16 protein-coding genes are annotated in these 15,834 nt (G+C 65.7%); 12 read left to right on the plus strand and 4 right to left on the minus strand.

Translation table 11 applies throughout. From position 1 onward, the window contains the following. Window positions 1–14: 14 nt before the first annotated feature. Both BMY53_RS07180 and BMY53_RS07185 read left to right on the plus strand, forming a co-directional pair. Window positions 15–1,223 carry a GGDEF domain-containing protein gene (locus BMY53_RS07180; RefSeq protein ID WP_092945051.1) on the plus strand — a complete coding sequence of 403 codons (1,209 nt, stop codon included), beginning with the start codon at window positions 15–17 and terminating at the stop codon, window positions 1,221–1,223. A gap of 145 nt (window positions 1,224–1,368) precedes the next feature. Beyond that, window positions 1,369–2,007, plus strand: a complete 639-nt coding sequence (locus BMY53_RS07185) for a GNAT family N-acetyltransferase (protein WP_092945053.1) — start codon at window positions 1,369–1,371, stop codon at window positions 2,005–2,007. A 112-nt stretch (window positions 2,008–2,119) separates the two neighbouring features. Here the strand turns inward: BMY53_RS07185 and BMY53_RS07190 are convergent, their stop codons facing one another. Further along, a complete protein-coding gene (locus BMY53_RS07190; RefSeq protein ID WP_092945055.1) occupies window positions 2,120–2,866 on the minus strand; it encodes a TetR/AcrR family transcriptional regulator in 747 nt (248 codons plus the stop codon). Between the two features lie 40 nt (window positions 2,867–2,906). On the opposite strand from BMY53_RS07190, the gene BMY53_RS07195 reads away from it, so the two are divergent. Beyond that, window positions 2,907–3,422 carry a GNAT family N-acetyltransferase gene (locus BMY53_RS07195; protein ID WP_092945057.1) on the plus strand — a complete coding sequence of 172 codons (516 nt, stop codon included), beginning with the start codon at window positions 2,907–2,909 and terminating at the stop codon, window positions 3,420–3,422. Beyond that, window positions 3,413–3,922, plus strand: a complete 510-nt coding sequence (locus BMY53_RS07200) for a GNAT family N-acetyltransferase (RefSeq protein WP_092945059.1) — start codon at window positions 3,413–3,415, stop codon at window positions 3,920–3,922. The genes BMY53_RS07195 and BMY53_RS07200 overlap by 10 nt, the downstream gene beginning before the upstream one ends. Before the next feature lie 4 nt (window positions 3,923–3,926). On the opposite strand, the gene BMY53_RS07205 is transcribed toward BMY53_RS07200, so the two are convergent. Then, the gene (locus BMY53_RS07205) at window positions 3,927–5,096 is read right to left on the minus strand and encodes a PQQ-dependent sugar dehydrogenase (RefSeq protein WP_177200772.1); all 1,170 of its coding nucleotides are present in this window, start codon (window positions 5,094–5,096) and stop codon (window positions 3,927–3,929) included. 228 nt (window positions 5,097–5,324) lie between these two features. Between BMY53_RS07205 and fusA the strand changes: the two genes are divergently transcribed. From fusA to BMY53_RS07225, 5 genes are all read left to right on the plus strand, one after another. Then, window positions 5,325–7,490, plus strand: a complete 2,166-nt coding sequence (gene fusA, locus BMY53_RS07210) for an elongation factor G (RefSeq protein ID WP_092945061.1) — start codon at window positions 5,325–5,327, stop codon at window positions 7,488–7,490. A gap of 110 nt (window positions 7,491–7,600) precedes the next feature. After that, window positions 7,601–8,236: a hypothetical protein gene (locus BMY53_RS07215; protein ID WP_092945063.1), complete on the plus strand. Its 636-nt coding sequence runs from the start codon at window positions 7,601–7,603 to the stop codon at window positions 8,234–8,236. Between the two features lie 364 nt (window positions 8,237–8,600). Then, window positions 8,601–8,783 carry a hypothetical protein gene (locus BMY53_RS25390; RefSeq protein ID WP_143073971.1) on the plus strand — a complete coding sequence of 61 codons (183 nt, stop codon included), beginning with the start codon at window positions 8,601–8,603 and terminating at the stop codon, window positions 8,781–8,783. 67 nt (window positions 8,784–8,850) lie between these two features. Then, entirely contained in the window at window positions 8,851–9,108 is a 258-nt protein-coding gene (locus BMY53_RS25395; protein WP_143073972.1) for a hypothetical protein, read from the plus strand. Between the two features lie 216 nt (window positions 9,109–9,324). After that, entirely contained in the window at window positions 9,325–10,101 is a 777-nt protein-coding gene (locus tag BMY53_RS07225) for an HDOD domain-containing protein (protein ID WP_255370064.1), read from the plus strand. Window positions 10,102–10,184: 83 nt separating this feature from the next. Here BMY53_RS07225 and BMY53_RS07230 read toward each other — a convergent pair whose 3' ends face one another. After that, entirely contained in the window at window positions 10,185–10,667 is a 483-nt protein-coding gene (locus BMY53_RS07230; protein ID WP_092945069.1) for an Lrp/AsnC family transcriptional regulator, read from the minus strand. Window positions 10,668–10,790: 123 nt separating this feature from the next. Between BMY53_RS07230 and hppD the strand changes: the two genes are divergently transcribed. Beyond that, window positions 10,791–11,915, plus strand: a complete 1,125-nt coding sequence (hppD, locus tag BMY53_RS07235) for a 4-hydroxyphenylpyruvate dioxygenase (RefSeq protein ID WP_092945071.1) — start codon at window positions 10,791–10,793, stop codon at window positions 11,913–11,915. A 322-nt stretch (window positions 11,916–12,237) separates the two neighbouring features. On the opposite strand, the gene BMY53_RS07240 is transcribed toward hppD, so the two are convergent. After that, entirely contained in the window at window positions 12,238–13,359 is a 1,122-nt protein-coding gene (locus BMY53_RS07240; protein ID WP_092945073.1) for an esterase/lipase family protein, read from the minus strand. 301 nt (window positions 13,360–13,660) lie between these two features. On the opposite strand from BMY53_RS07240, the gene BMY53_RS26790 reads away from it, so the two are divergent. Further along, window positions 13,661–13,909 carry a hypothetical protein gene (locus tag BMY53_RS26790; RefSeq protein WP_404947858.1) on the plus strand — a complete coding sequence of 83 codons (249 nt, stop codon included), beginning with the start codon at window positions 13,661–13,663 and terminating at the stop codon, window positions 13,907–13,909. Further along, a complete protein-coding gene (locus BMY53_RS07245) occupies window positions 13,906–15,603 on the plus strand; it encodes a long-chain-fatty-acid--CoA ligase (protein ID WP_092945075.1) in 1,698 nt (565 codons plus the stop codon). Before BMY53_RS26790 ends, BMY53_RS07245 begins: the two co-directional genes overlap by 4 nt. Window positions 15,604–15,834: the final 231 nt, after the last annotated feature.

The following is a 15,834-nucleotide window of genomic DNA, read 5'->3' on the forward strand; positions in this document are numbered from 1 at the left end:
ACTCATCCTGGCCGATGTCCCACGACCTCGGCCCCCCTGCGATGCGCTTTGACGTCCCGACCCTGTTCAGCCTGCTGTTGATCCTGTCGCTGGCCCTGGCGGTGGTGCTGCCGCTGCAATTGGGCTGGTGCGAGAGCCTCAGTGCCCGCCGCGCCCAGCTCAGCGCGGCTGCGCAGGCCGCCGGCTGGGCCTTGCTGCTGCTGCCCGATGAAGGCCATCGGCTGCCCGCCACGCTGGCGCTGGGCCTGCTCAGCGCCAGCCTGACACTGCTGTGGATGGCCGTGCACCTGTGGCTGCCCGGACGCTTCGGGCGTTGGCTGCAATACGGCATGCCGGTGATCGTGATGCTGGGTTACGGCCTGGGCTTCGACAACCAGGGCTTTCGCCTCGCCTGGTCCAACGGCTGCCTGGCCCTGCAGATGCTGGCCTTGTGCGCCAGCCTGCTGCAGCCCGTCAAGCGTGGCCCCTTCGGGCATCTGCGCTGGCGGCTGCTGCTGACCGTGAGCCTGGGCCTGCTGGGGCTGCTGAACCTGGCACGCGCCTGGCTCGCCGGCATGGGCAGCGAAGCCTTGCCCCGCTTCGATGCGCCGCATCCGTTGAACATCGTGTTCGCCGTGGCGGCCAATGTGTGCGTGCTGGCGGCCGGCATCGGTGTGCTGGTGGCGTGGCGCGGCGAGAGCGAGGCCGAGTTGCGGCGGCTGAGTCAGGTGGATGCACCGACCGGACTGCCCAATCACCGGGCCTTCCAGCAACGCTCGGTGGACATGATCTCGATGGCCCGACGCTACAACGAACCGCTGATGCTGCTGGTAATGGACCTGGACGGCATCAAGGCGCTGAACGCCGAATACGGCGCGGAGCGCGGCGACCAGGCGATTGCGCTGTTTGGACGCTGCCTGGATGAGCAGAAGCGGCTGGGCGACCTGGTGGCGCGCATCGACGGGCAGCGCTTTGCCGTGCTGATGGCCCGATCGGATCTGGTCGGCCCGCCTGCGCTGGATCGCCGTGTGCGCGACGCGCTGCAGGAAGCGGCGCCGCGTGACCTGGGCGTTCCGCTCGGATTCTCGGCGGGCTGGGCGAAGCTTCGTTCGGGCGACCGCAATCTCGAGGACATGCAACGGCGCGCCGAAACGGCGCTTTATGCCGCCAAGCACCAGGGCCGGGGCCGGCTTTGCGCGGAGCCTGGCTTGGAAGCCGAGTTGAGCGTGGCCACGTCGGCGTGACATTCATCACGCATCATCCAGGCCCGTGCGCGAGAAACGCCCGATCGTCATGGCCCGCCGGCGGGTTGGCATACCGTTTGCATCAGGGTTTTCCAGGTCCCGTCCACCCGACGGCAAAGTCGTTCCGACCTGGAGTCTCACGTTCATGTCTGTCGCCCTCAGTCCTGCCGCTGTCCATGCACGCCCCGCCCGCGCAACGCGTGCCCTCGCCCCGTTGGTGGTTGATGCTGCCGTCATCACGCCACAGCGCGCGCCGATCGAGATCGTGAAGCTGAGCTCGAGGGATCTCCAGTGGCTGCCGGCATTGACGAACCTGCTGATCGACAACGTGCACCAGGGCGCCACCCTGGGTTTTCTGGCGCCGCTGTCCCGTTACGCGGCGCTGGACTACTGGCATGGCGTGTTCGCCCGGCTGGGCCAGCACCACAGCCTGTGGATCGCCTGCGAGTCTGACGGCCCCGGGCGGCTGCTGGGCGCGGTGCAGTTGTCGCTGTGCCCGTTGGCCAACGCGCACCACCGTGGGGAAGTGCAGCGGCTGATGGTGCATACGCAGGAGCGCAGCCGTGGCGTGGCCAGCCAGTTGATGAGCCGTGTGGAGTGCGCCGCCGCCACGCAGGGCCGCTTCCTGCTGCAGCTGGAGACCTGCGCGGATTCCCAGGCCGAGGCGGTATTCGCCCATCTGGGCTGGCAACGTGCCGGCCAGATCCCGGACCATTGCCATGGCGCCGAAGGCCAGTTGCAGAGCGTGGCGATCTACTACAAGCGACTGCCGCATCTGGTTTGAAGGCGCGCTGGTAGGAGTGCGGGCTGGTTCAAGGAGCCGCTCGTGCAAGGAGCCGCTGGTTAAAGGTGGCGCTGGCGGGAGGGCGCTGACTTGAGGGGCGCGCCGGCAGGCGTCAGTGACTGCCGAGTTGCTCCAGCAAGATCGCCAGGCGTTGCGCCCGGGGCAGTTCGCCCCCCAGAGCGGCCAGCCCTGCCAACTCCAGCATCAACAACCCATGCAGGCCGGCCCAGAGCGCCGTTGCCTGCGCAGGGGGCAAGGCCAGCACGGCGTCCAGGCCCGCCACCAGTGCGGGCCGCATGTCCAGCGGCGCATCCAGCATCAGCAACCGATAGTCGTGCGGGTGCTGCAGCCCCCACTGCACAAAGGCTCGAGCCACCGCTGCGGCGGCCCGCCCCGGTTCGGCACCATCCTGCGCCCCCTGCAGGCGGATCAGCAAGGTGGCCAGGCTGTCCTGCGCCAGCCGCGCCAGCAGTTCGTTCTTGTCGGCAAAGAAGCTGTAGAGCGTGGCGTGTGAGTAGCCCACCGCCGCGCCCACCTCCCGCAAGGTGACCGCCTCCGGCCCATGGGCCGCGAACAGCTCACGCGCGGCCGCCAGGATGCCGGCCTCCAGGGCCTGCTTCTGCGCGGCGCGGCGTTGCTGCGCCGGACTGGCCGGCGCCGCAGCCTCCGCTCCCTTGCGTTGGGCCTGCCGCTTGAGCGGGCCTTCCGGCTTGGCCAGCTTCTGCCGCACCCGGGGTTGCGGCTTGGGCTGGGGCCGCGTGGCATCCCCATCCGGCGCGGCCTGCACCACACCCGCCGCTGGGTGAAGCCCTTTGGGGCCGCTGGGGCGCGGATCGATATTTGGTGTTTTTCTAACCATTGGTTAGGATTGCATTCATGTTGGTTCAACACGATGAACGATGCCACAAAGCCCGCTTGTTGAGAAGCATCTGACCATCGAGCCGGTTGACCCCAACGGCGTGGATGCGATGCAGCTGATGGAAGAACTCAACCAACGGTTGGAGAAAATCACCGGCGCCACCGGTGCGGCGGGTTTCGACCCTGCGGCCTTGCATGCCGGCCGTGCCGTGTTTCTGCTGGCGCGAGATGAACAGGGGCGGCCAGCGGGCTGCGGCGCCTTGCGGCCGCTGGAGGGCGCGGGTGCCGCGCCAGTGGCAGAGCTCAAGCGCATGTATGCACGCGCCCCGGGCCGAGGCATCGGGGCGGCGGTGCTGATGGCGCTGGAACAGGCCGCCTGGGGCATGGGTTATCGCGCCATCTGGCTGCAGACCCGTCGCGTCAATGCCCAGGCCTGCGCCTTCTATCGCCGCCACGGCTATCACGACATTCCGCTCTTCGGGCGCCACGTGGGTCGCACCGACTCGGTCTGCCTGGGCAAGCGGCTTCAACGCCAAGAGGAAACAGCATGGACCTGATCAAACTGGGCCGCGAGGACCACGACTGGATCCCCTCGCTGGGGGAACTGTTCTTCGATGCGGTGGACGGCGGCGCCTCGCTGGGCTTCCTGGCGGATGTGGACGAGCCCCAGATGCGCGAGTACTGGGAGGCCGTGTTTGAACAGCTCGGGCCGCGCCATCACCTCTGGGTGATGAGAAAGGGAACGCAGGCGGTGGGCACCGTTCAACTGGCCCTTTGCGGCAAGCCCAACGGGCGCCACCGCGCCGACTTGCAGAAGCTGATGGTGCACCGGGATGCACGGCGAAGCGGCGTGGCCGGGCAGTTGATGGCCGCTGCAGAGGGCGCGGCCCGTGAAGCCGGGATCAGCCTGCTGGTGCTGGATACCGAAGCGCAGTCGCCGGCCGAGGCCTTCTATCAGGGTCAAGGCTGGCAGCGCACGGGAGAGATCCCGTTCTTCGCGACCAACCCGGACGGCACCCTGCGGGCGACGGCGTTGTACTGGAAGCGGCTGGGCTGAACTGTCAGCGCGCCAGGCGCAACAGCTTGCCGCTGTCGGTCAGCATGAGCAGGGATCCGTCCTGGGCCTGGACGACATCGCGAAAGCGTTCGCCCAGCGAGGCATACAGGCGCTGGCGGGCCACGACCTTGTCGCCGTCCAGCGTGAGGCGCCACAAGGCCTGCCCGGCCAACGAGCCGGAGAACAGGTTGCCGCGCCAGGCCGGGAACATGGCACCCGTGTAGAAGGTCAGGCCGGCAGGTGCGATGGACAGCGGCACCCAGGTGGTGAGCGGCTCGACGAAGGTGGGGGCCTGGGTACCGCCACCGATGCGGCAGGCCTCGCCCACGGGCGAGCCATAGGGGCAGCCGTAGCTCTTCAGCGGCCAGCCGTAGTTCTGCCCGGCACGCGCGATGTTGATCTCGTCGCCACCTTGCGGGCCGTGTTCGCTGATCCACAGTTCACCGGTGACGGGATGCAGGGCGGCCCCCTGGACATTGCGGTGGCCATAACTCCACACGCCCGGGCGGGACGGCGTCTTGAAGCTGGGATTGCCGGGCGGGATCGAGCCGTCACGCTGGATGCGGATGATCTTGCCCAGGGTCTGCATGAGGTCCTGGGACGGCTCGCCCTTCATGCGTTCACCAGTGGTGATGAACAAGGTCTTGTCACGGCCGAACACCAGGCGCGAGCCGTAGTGGCCGCCGCTGTCCACCTTGGGTTGCTGGCGGAAGATGACCTGGACCTCCACCAGCGACTCGCCCACCAGCTTGCCGCGCGCCACCGAGGTCCCGGCCAGGCCGGACTCCTTGCCGCTGCCGGGTTCGGAATACGAGAGATAGACCCAGGGGCTGCCCGCAGCGAAGTCCGGATCAATGGCGATGCCCAGCAGGCCGCCCTGGCCGCTGTCCAGCACCGACGGCACGCCACTGATCGTGGCCACCGTCTTGCCGCTGGATGTGAGGCGGACCAGCGTGCCGTTCTTCTGGGTGACGAGCAGGTCGCCGCCAGGGAGTTGGGCCACGCCCCAGGGGCGTTCCAGCGAAGTGGTCAGTGTCTGCAGCGGGATTTCAGGCTCCGCCTTGTCGACCGCAGGGCCGTCCTGCATGAGCGGTGGAGCGGCCATGGCGTGGGATGCCAGACCGGCACAGGCCATCAGGGCCACCATCCAGGCTGCACTCAGGTTCCGGACCATCAACCACTCCCCTTTGGAAAAATTCAACAGTGGCCGAGTCTAGGTGTTCCGGACACCGCTATCCGTGAGCCAGTGCTTCAGGGTTTTCAGGAAAAGCCAGGGCTGGACGCGGGCCAAGGCGGGCCGGCCCCCCGGATGTGCGGCCCTTGTGCCCGGCACCGGCTTCCTCTACGCTGGCCGCAATCAGGCTCCAGACGCAGTCCAACTCTTGAACGAGAGGAGCGAGCCATGCCACCTACCCCAGATCCGGCCCGGACGGGCACGGAGGGCCCGGAGGGCCCCGACCCCGGCAGCCGACCTGGCGCCGCGGGAACCCTGCATCCGGCGCACCCACCGCATGCGGGTATCGCGGCGATACGCACCCTGGCGCTGACGGGCCCCGCCAGTGCTGGCAAGACCTCGCTGGCCGAGGCACTGCTGTTGAAGGCCGGCGCCATCAAGAGCGCCGGCAGCATCGAGAAGGGCAATACGGTCAGCGACCATGACCCGCAGGAACGGCGGGTGCAGCATTCGCTGCAGACCTCGCTGCTGCACGCGGACCACGCAGGCGTTCATCTGTTTCTGCTGGACACCCCCGGCGCGTCCGACTTCATCGGCCAGGCGCTGCCCGCCCTGGAAGCGGTGGAGACGGTGGCGGTGGTGCTCAATGCCCAGGCGGGCATCGAGCTGATGGCGCAACGCATGATGGACGCGGCCGCGCAGCGCGGGCTGACGCGCCTGGTGATCATCAACAAGATCGATGCGCCCGGCGTGGATGCCGCCGCGCTGCTGGCGCAGGTGCAGCAGACCTTCGGGCGCGAATGCCTGCCGCTGAACCTGCCGGCCGCGGGCGGGACACGGGTGCAGGACTGCTTCTTCGGATGCAGCGGAGAGTCGGACTTCGGCTCGGTGGAAGCGGCCCACCGGGCCCTGGTGGAGCAGGTGGTGGAGGTGGACCCGGCCTTTGTGGACCGCTACCTGAACGATGGGGATGTGCCGGCATCGGAGCTGCATGCACCGCTGGAACAGGCGTTCCGCGAAGGTCATCTGATCCCGGTGTGTTTTGTCTCGGCGCGCCATGGCGCCGGCCTGGATGAGCTGCTGGCCGCCATCGAGACGCTGCTGCCCAACCCCTACGAGGCCAATCCGCCGCAGTTCCTGCGTGGCGAAGGCGCGCAGGCCGAACCGCTGCAGGTCGCCATGGATCCCCAGCAGCATGTGGTCGCCCATGTGTTCAAGATCCAGTCCGACCCCTACCTGGGCAAGCTGGCCATGGTGCGGGTGCATCAGGGCACGCTGCGGCGCAATGCCCAGGTGTTTGTGGGCCATGCCCGCAAACCGGTGAGGCTGGCCCACCTGTTCCGGCTGCAGGGCAAGGACCATGTGGAGATTGACCATGCGCTGCCGGGCGAACTCTGCGCGCTGGCCAAGCTCGATGAGCTGCACTATGACGCCGTGCTGCATGACGCACCGGAGGACGAACACCTGCATCTGGCACCGATCGCGCTGCCCGCGCCGGTGCACGGCCTCTCCATCCGCCCGACGCGCCACGGGGACGAGCAACGGCTGTGGGATGTGCTGGGCCGCCTGGTGGAGGAAGACCCCTGCCTGCGGCTGGAAAGGGCCGGCGAGCACGAGGGCGTGGGGGCGCAGGGGGGCGAGACCCTGGTCTACGGGCTGGGCGAACTCCATCTGCGCACGCTGCTGGAGCGGCTGAAGGAACACTACAAGGTGGAGGTGCAGACGCAGCCGCCACGGGTGGCTTACCGCGAGACGATTTCGGCACCGGCGCAGGGGCATCACCGCCACAAGAAACAGACAGGGGGCGCGGGGCAGTTCGGCGAGGTGTGGCTGCGCATCGAGCCGCTGCCACGGGGCGCAGGGTTCGAGTTCAAAGATGACGTGAAGGGCGGCACCATCCCCGGGCAATTCATGCAGGCGGTGGAGAAAGGCGTCCGGCAGGCGCTGGCGCGCGGTGTGGTGGCGGGCTATCCGTTGCAGGACCTGCGCGTGACCGTCTTCGATGGCAAGCATCATTCGGTGGACTCCAAGGAGATCGCCTTCATCACAGCCGCGCGCAAGGCCGTGGTGGCGGCCGTGCGTGAGGCCCAGCCGTTGGTGCTGGAGCCGATCGTGGAGGTGGAGATCAGCGCGCCGGAATCGGCCACCGGGGACATCACCGGAGACCTGGCGGCGCGGCGCGGGCAGGTGAGCGGCACCCGCAGCAGCGTGCCTGGGCAGATCGTGGTGCAAGGGCTGGCGCCGCTGGCGGAGCTTTCCGCCTATCAGAACCGGCTGAACGCCATGACCAGCGGCCAGGGTCAATACACCCTGGTGCTCTCCCATTACGAACCGGTGCCGCCCAATACCCAGGCGCAGCTGGCGTCGCACTATCAGCTCAAGGATGAAGATTAGCGCCCTCCCCGGGCACCGATTCAACGGCCAACCAGGGGATTTCTCATGATCCGTGCGGGGCATGAGACCCTGGGCCGTGGTGATGGTGAACGAAGCTTTATCATGGCGATATGTCTTCTGCCCCCCGCGATGTCGCGCAGATCCGCCTGGACAACGCGATGCGCCTGTTCAACGAGTTCGTTGCCGCCACCCTCAAGCACCCCGATGCCGCCGCCTTGCGCGGACTGGAGCGGCGCTTTGCCGAACGTTTGCAGATCCAGCCCAGCTACTGGAGCCAGATCAAGGGCCGCTCCCGCCAGATTGGCGAACGGCTGGCGCGGCAGTTCGAGCAACTGAGCCACAAGCCCGTGGGGTGGATGGATCAGGAGCACGGCCTGGCAGCCAGCGGAGCCGGTGCAGCAGTTGGGGCTGGCGCCACGCCGGTGGCGCCGGAGCAGGAGCAGCCGTCCGGCTTGCCGCAGGACGACGACGAGCGCTTCATCGTCGGGTTGGTGCTGACCTATTACCGCCGGCATCCGCAGCGGGCAAGAACGCGGCTGCTGGATCTGCTGGGTGAGGTGTTGACGCCTGGGGCGGCCGCATCGGCGCCCGTGCCAGCGCCTGCGGTTGCGTCGGGAGGCGGCGCCAAACCTGGGGCAGGTACAGCAAAAGCGCCAGTGAAGACCCCCGCCAAGTCGGCCGCCGAAGTGGATGAATGGCGGCGGCTGCAGCAGAGCGTGGCACCGTTGAAGGCGAAGAAGCGCTAAGGCGCCCTCCCACCGCCCGGTGGTTCGCCGCCATGCGGCGCGCCACGCTGCCCGCAATCCGGCCCCACGCCTACGCGCCACGCGGCTGACGGCGCTGTCACGCGTCCAGGTCCTGCAGGGACACCCCTGCGGCTCCGTTACCCCTTTCCATCGGCTATGGCCCATCGCCCCAGGCGAGGGAAAGGCACGCGCGTGCCCCGCTCAACCCGTCCCGTCGGCCAGGGACAACATCAGATAAAAAGCACTTGCGCTTGATAATCGAGTGTTTATCATTTGCGCAATTCTTGAGGCGGGGTATGCAGTCTCTGCACCGGTTACCCGCCCTCTTTCGTCTCACCAACCGCTGTCATCACAGGAGGCTGTCATGGCCAAATTCACTGCTCCACGTCCTCAGCAAATGCTGCTGCGCAAGCCACGCAATCCGCATGTGGCGCCCAGCCTGAATCGATCCGCAGGCCGACACGGCCCCTCGACCGGCGCACGCCGCCAGCAGGCTCAACAGACGCTACAGCGCGAGCTGCGGCATCTGCACGAACTCAGTCCATGAAGCGCGCGCCCGCGGGCGTCCGGTCTTGAACCCGGACAGCCTGCGAGGCTGCCCAGGGAGAAAAGACATGCAACACATCACTTGGATGCCGAACCGGGAATGGGGTTCGGCGGGGCCCCGCAGCTGGCGGGGACGTTTATCAGCCGCCTTGCTCAGCATGGGGGGCTGGCTGATCCGCTGGGCCTGGCATCTGGCGCCTGCGGCAACAGGGAGCGAGCCGGCGGCTGCCGAGCTGGAGTTTTGCCGCCATGGCGGTGGTTCCGACGGCGCGATTTATCGCAACGGTCAACTGGTGGGCACCCTCGCGGGTGTTCAACGGCTGTGATGCCCGCCTGGATCGTGCTCGTCGCCGCGCTTGTGGGGATCAAGCTGGCGGAGGGGGAGCCGATATACGATCAAGGCCTCCCGTGCGTCACCGCCGCCACCGCCCAGCCCCATCATGAGCGACCAGCCTCCTGTTCCCGTGCCGGTCCCCCCGCCCCAGCCCATGCTGGATCGGCCGCTGCGCGATCTGTCCGCGTGGACCGACCACCTTCGCCGTATGACTATTCCAGTCCTGGCGAGTACCAGCGAGCAGCTGGAGCTGTGGCGGTCCAATGAGGACGCGGCGGACGCGCACTTGCTCGGGGAGATCCTGAACAAGGATCCCTTGATGACGCTCAAGCTGCTGGCGCATGCGGCGTCACAGCGCTCCAGCCGGCTGCTGACCGACGCAGAAACGGTCACGGCCGCGCTGGTGTTGATGGGCATCACCCCGTTTTTCAGGGCCTTCGGCCCCCAGCCGACCGCGGAGGAACGCCTGGCCGACCGGCCAGAGGCATTGGCCGGCCTGCAACGCGTGCTGCTACGCGCGGAACGGGCCGCCCGGTTTGCACTGGGGTTTGCGGCCCATCGAGCCGACCCGGACGCCGCCGTGATCCACAGCGCCGCCCTGCTGCATGATTTTTCGGAGATGCTGCTGTGGTGCGAGGCACCGACCCTGGCGCTGGAGATCCAGCGGCGGCAGGCCGCCGATCCGGCCCTGCGCAGCACGGCCGCGCAGAAACAGGTGTTGAATGTGGAGTTGGGCGACCTGGAACAGGCCTTGATGAAGGCCTGGCACCTGCCGGAGCTGCTCACCCACATCACCAACGACAAGAAGGGGCGCGACCCGCAGGTGCGCTGCGTCACCCTGGCCGTGCGGCTGGCCAGGCACACCGCGAATGGGTGGGAGAACCCAGCCATTCCGGATGACTTGATCGAGATTGGGGAGCTGCTGACGCTGTCGCCGTCGCACACGCTCAAGCTGCTGCATGAGGTGGATGGGACGCCGGGCTGAAGCGGTAGGCTGAAGCGGCGGGCGGAAGCAGCGGGATGAGGCGGCGGCCTCAAGCGGCAAGCTGCTGACTGCGCTGATCGTGTTTACACCGGGATCGCGGTCGTGTTCTTGAGGCGGTCCAGCACGAAGCTGGTTTTGCAGTCCTGCACACTGGGGTGCTTGAGCAGGGTTTCGGTGATGAAGCGGGCGTAGTGGCTCATGTCTTCCACCAGGACGCGCAGCAGGTAATCCATTTCCCCAGTCAACGCGGAACACTCCACCACTTCGGGCCAGGTCTGCACCGCGGCACGGAACAGATCCATGGGGTTGCGCTTGTGGCTTTCAGTGTGCTTTTCGAGCCGGACGTTGATGTAAGCCGTCAGGCCCAGACCCACACGCTCCGGGTTGAGCAACGCAACATAGCCGGCAATCACACCGGCCTCCTCCAGCCGCCGGACCCGCCGCAGCACGGCAGACGCGGACAGGTTGGCCTGCGCAGCCAAGGCGTCGTAGGTGATGCGGCCGTCGGCCTGAAGGGCGTGGAGGATGCGTCGGTCGATCGCATCAAGCTCGATCTGCTTGTCCATAGGCAGATTCTTGCAGGGATCTTGCGTCTGGTCAGGAAGTCACGCTGCAGTTCGCATGAAAACTGCGGGGGGCGACGCCTACAGTCTCACGCATTGATTTTTCTGGACTAGCGGAGACAAGCCATGGCCTTTACCCCTTGGGAGAACCCGATGGGCACCGACGGATTCGAATTCATCGAGTTCGCGGCCCCCGACCCCGCCGCGCTGGGCGCGTTGTTCACCTCCATGGGGTTCGTGGCGGTGGCCCGGCATCGTCACAAGAATGTGACGCTGTATCGACAGGGTGAGGTCAATTTCATCGTCAATGCCGAGACAGATTCGTTCGCTCAACGCTTTGCTCGGTTTCATGGACCGTCGATTTGTGCCATCGCCTTCCGCGTGAAGGACGCGGCGTATGCCTATCGGCGCGCGCTGGAGCTGGGTGCCTGGGGCTTCGATAACAAGGCCGGGCCGATGGAGCTGAATATTCCGGCCATCAAGGGCATCGGAGATTCGCTGATCTATTTTGTGGACCGGTGGCAGGGGAAGAACGGTGCTGCAGCGGGCGAGATCGGCAATATCAGCATCTATGACGTTGACTTCGTGCCGCTGCTGGATGCCGAAGGCCAGCCGGTGGCGTCGCAGCCCAAGGGCCATGGGCTGACGTATATCGACCATCTGACCCACAACGTGTTCCGCGGACGGATGAAGGAATGGGCCGAGTTCTATGAGCGCCTGTTCAACTTCCGGGAGGTGCGCTACTTCGATATCGAGGGGAAACTGACCGGCCTGAAATCCAAGGCGATGACCAGCCCCTGCGGCAAGATCCGCATCCCCATCAACGAGAGCAGCGACGACAAGAGCCAGATCGCGGAATACCTGGACCTGTATCACGGCGAAGGGATTCAGCACGTGGCGCTGGGAACAGACGATATCTACCGCACGGTGGAAGGGATGCAGACGACCGGCGTGGTGTTCCAGGACACCATCGACACGTATTACGACCTGGTCAGCAAGCGGCTGCCGGAACACAACGAACGCCTGGATGAGCTGCGCCGCCTGCGCATCCTGATCGACGGCGCCGCCCACCAGGGCGCGCCGCATGAGCTGCTGCTGCAGATCTTCACCAAGGAAGTGATCGGGCCGATCTTCTTCGAGTTGATTCAGCGCAAGGGCAATGAGGGCTTTGGGGAAGGAAACTTCAAGGCGCTGTTTGAGAGCATCGAGCTGGATCAGATTCGGCGGGGGGTGTTGAAGGCGGAAGCCTGAGGGTCTGGTTCGGCTGGGGGGGTGAAGGCGGAAGTCTGAGGGGCTGGTTCGGCCGGGGGCGTTGAAGGCGGAAGCCTGAGGGTCTGGTTGGGGGCGGGAGGTGCCGGCTGCTGCGGTGGGGGGCTCGCCGCAGTGCTGTGAGGGGGAGCGCGCAGTGCGGCATGCAGCCAATGCCGCGGCAGCTCACCATTCACTGCACCCGCCGCCTCGAACGCGCCGGGAAGTGGCGGCCCGGGGGGCATTTGCTTCATGTCATTCCTGTCCGGCTCCGCCGGCCATTCCCTTCTTTACTTCCGCAAATACCCCCCGGACCACCACTTCCCTACACCGAGCCCACCCCCATCGAGCCCGCCGCTCGTCCACCACGCTCACCAACCCCACCCTCCTCACTCAGACCCTCATTCGCTCGCTGACCTTCATTCGCCAGGGGCAGTTGGGGTGATTGGGGCGGTTGCGGCGCCTGGTTCGGTTGCGGCGCTTGAGGGGCTTGGGTCGCTTGAGGCGATTGGGGCGGCTGGCTCGTGGATTCCGATTGGGCGTCCTCGGCGGCCTGGATGAGCGATAACGCTCTTTCAAATGCCTGGGGCTCGAAGACGAGTTGAAGGTGGCCGCGTGCAGGCATATGCAAAACACGAGCACCCGGCAGAATCGCCGTTTCGGACGGGAACACAATCTGGTCACAGTGCCCGTAGAGGCAGTCGAAGTGACCTCCCAAGGCCGCTGGCTCTTCAGCAGCCAACTGCAGCAACCAAGGCGAATCGCCACGCATCTGCTTGGCGTTGATCGTGCTGCCGAAACGGGCCAGCGCGGTTCCGTGATGCGGCGTTCCCAGACTGAGAATGCGGTACATGCGATCTCGCGGATGGCCCTGACTGCGCCACCACGCGCGCGCACTCAACCCGCCCATGCTGTGCGCCACGATCAACGGTGGACGCCCCGTCAAACGCTGCAGCTCCCGCATGGCGCGATCGATGGCCGGCGCGTAGTCATCAATGGAGCCAAAGGCCGGCTCCTGGGTCACCGCAATGAATGGGATGTTCCGCGCCCTTAGGCGAGGCATCCAGGTGTTCCATAGGCCGCGATTGCAGCTGTAGCCGTGCAGCAGCAGCACGCCACGCGGCGCGCTGGTCGCCTCCGGCAGATGGTCCGGATAGCGATGCTCCGCCCAGGGCTGCTGCCAATTGAACACCCGCGTCACCACAACCACCTCACGCCACCATGCCTGCAGCAGATCAGGCCAGGGCGCCGCCGGCAGACCAGGCGCCGGTGGGAAAAAGCGCAACGCAATGAAATGGGGGAGCATCACCAAAGGGGGGCCTGCGATGAAGATCGCCAGGACCCCAGCACCCGCCCAGGTGCCATAACAGTAGGCCGCCAAGAGAGCCAGCAGACAGCCTCCCAGCCAGCGGAACAGGGTGGTCAGGCGATGGATGCGGCCGTTCATCGGGAAGCAGATTCCTTGTGGTTGTGGGCCAGTGTAGAGGCCCACGGAACCGCTGCCTAACTCACGCGAGTCGAGGTGGCCGGGATCCGGATTGGGGTGCAAGGCGCAACAGCCATGGTGGGCACCAGGGAACCTCTGCACATCCCCCGCGAGCCGAGGTGAGCCTGATCCGGGATGGGGCGCAAGGCGCAAACCACAGCCAAAGCGGGTGCTCTGGCGAGGATTTGCAACGCTGCGGACCGCCCGAAACGGGGTCACATCGGCGGCGAGGAGTTATGCAGAGGTTCCCCAGGGCAAGGATATGCAACGCCACGGATCACCCGAACCGGCGTCACATCGGCGGCGAAGCCTTATCAGAGTTTCCTCAACAGCTGCAGCGAGCCTGGCCGTTTGGGGAGATCGCCCCGAGGAGCCGTCGGTGTCTGTCATGCAGGCGACGCGGCGCTTAGGGCAAGCCCCCTTTGCCCCCCGGTTCAGCCACGCGAGCATGGGAGAAAACTCGGACGCACGCGCATCCGCGCGGCGGCCCAACAACGAGACGGAGACATGACTGCTATCTACGCCGACAAGCCCTGGCTGACGAGCTATCCCGAAGGGGTGGCACCGAGTATTGACCTCGATGTGTACCCCTCGCTGGTGACGCTGCTGGAAGAGTCCTTCCGCGTGCATGCCCAACGTGATGCGGCCGTCTGCATGGATCAACGGCTGACGTTTGCAGAAGTGGACAAATACTCCCAGGCCCTCGGGGCCTGGCTGCAACAGCGTGGACTGGCGCGTGGCGCTCGTGTGGCCATCATGATGCCCAACGTGCTGCAGTACATGGTCACCATCGCCGCCATCCTGCGCGCCGGCTTCGTGGTGGTGAATGTGAACCCCCTCTATACGCCCCGGGAGCTGGAACACCAGCTCAAGGATTCCGGTGCCGAAGCCATCATCGTGCTGGAGAACTTCGCGAAGACCTTGTCGGAAGTGATTGAGAGGACCGCCGTGCGACACGTGGTGGTCACCGGGCTTGGCGACATGCTGGGCTGGTGGCGAGGCCCGCTCATCAATTTCGCGGTGCGGCATCTGAAGAAGATGGTGCCGGAGTTTCGGCTGCCGCTGACCCAGGCACGCACGGTGACGCGCTTCAGGCAGGCGTTGAACGACGGGGCCTCCCTTCGGCTGCAAGCCGTGCAGTTACGCGCCGATGATCCCGCCTTCCTTCAATACACGGGCGGGACCACCGGACTTTCGAAGGGAGCGACCCTGTTGCACCGCAATGTGGTGGCCAACATCCTTCAAAGTGAAGCCTGGTTCAAACCCATGCTGAACAGGGTGGGAGATAAACCGCTCACCATCGTCTGCGCTCTGCCGCTGTATCACATCTTCGCGCTGACGGCCTGCTACATGCTGGGCGCCAGGCTGGGCATGATGAACCTGCTGATTCCCAATCCGAGAGACATCCCCGGGTTTGTCAGCACGCTGCGCAACTACAAGGTGAACATGTTCCCTGCGGTGAATACCTTGTTCAACGCGTTGGCCAATGACGCTGGATTTGCGAAGCTGGACTTCAGCGAACTGGTGATCTCCAACGGCGGTGGGATGGCTGTCCAGCAGGCGACGGCGGAGAAATGGCAACGTATTACCGGCTGTGCGGTGGTGGAGGGATACGGCTTGTCCGAAACGGCGCCGGTCGCCACGATCAACCGGTTGGATCTTGACGCGTTCAATGGATCGATCGGTCTGCCCGTTCCCAACACCGAGATCGCCATTCGGGACGATGAGGGCAAGGATGTGCCGCTAGGAGAGCGCGGCGAGATCTGCATCCGCGGGCCTCAGGTGATGGCCGGCTACTGGAATCGACCGGATGAGACGGCACAAGCCATTGGCCCCGACGGCTTCTTCAAGACCGGAGATATCGGGGTGATGGATGAACAGGGATACACCCGCATCGTTGATCGGAAGAAGGACATGATCCTGGTCAGTGGATTCAACGTCTATCCCACCGAGATTGAACAGGTGGTCAATATGCATCCCGGAGTGCTGGAATGTGCGGCGGTCGGTGTACCGGACACACACTCCGGGGAAGCCGTAAAGCTGTTTGTGATCAAGAAGGATCCGGCATTGGCAGAGGAGGACCTGAGCAGCTTCTGCCATTCCCAATTCACGGGCTACAAGCGGCCCAAATACATCGAGTTCAGGGACGAACTGCCGAAGACCAATGTTGGAAAGATCCTACGGCGGGAGCTCCGACAACACTGAGCTCCTCGACCGCGTGGCAAGCATGGGGAAGTGCCCGGAAAGACAGTGCCGATCCGGGCATCGCTCTCGTCCAAAGAGATTCTTTCGGATCAATATCCCTCGGCCAGAAACTCATTAACGGATCGTTTTCGGTTCCCCAAAAGCAAAACCCCCTGAACTGCTGGAGTTCAGGGGGTTTGCAGGGTTATTAGCCTGACGATGACCTACTTTCACACGGGAATCCGCACTATC

The sequence above is a fragment of the Roseateles sp. YR242 genome (assembly GCF_900109745.1).
Classification (GTDB): Bacteria; Pseudomonadota; Gammaproteobacteria; order Burkholderiales; family Burkholderiaceae_C; genus Roseateles.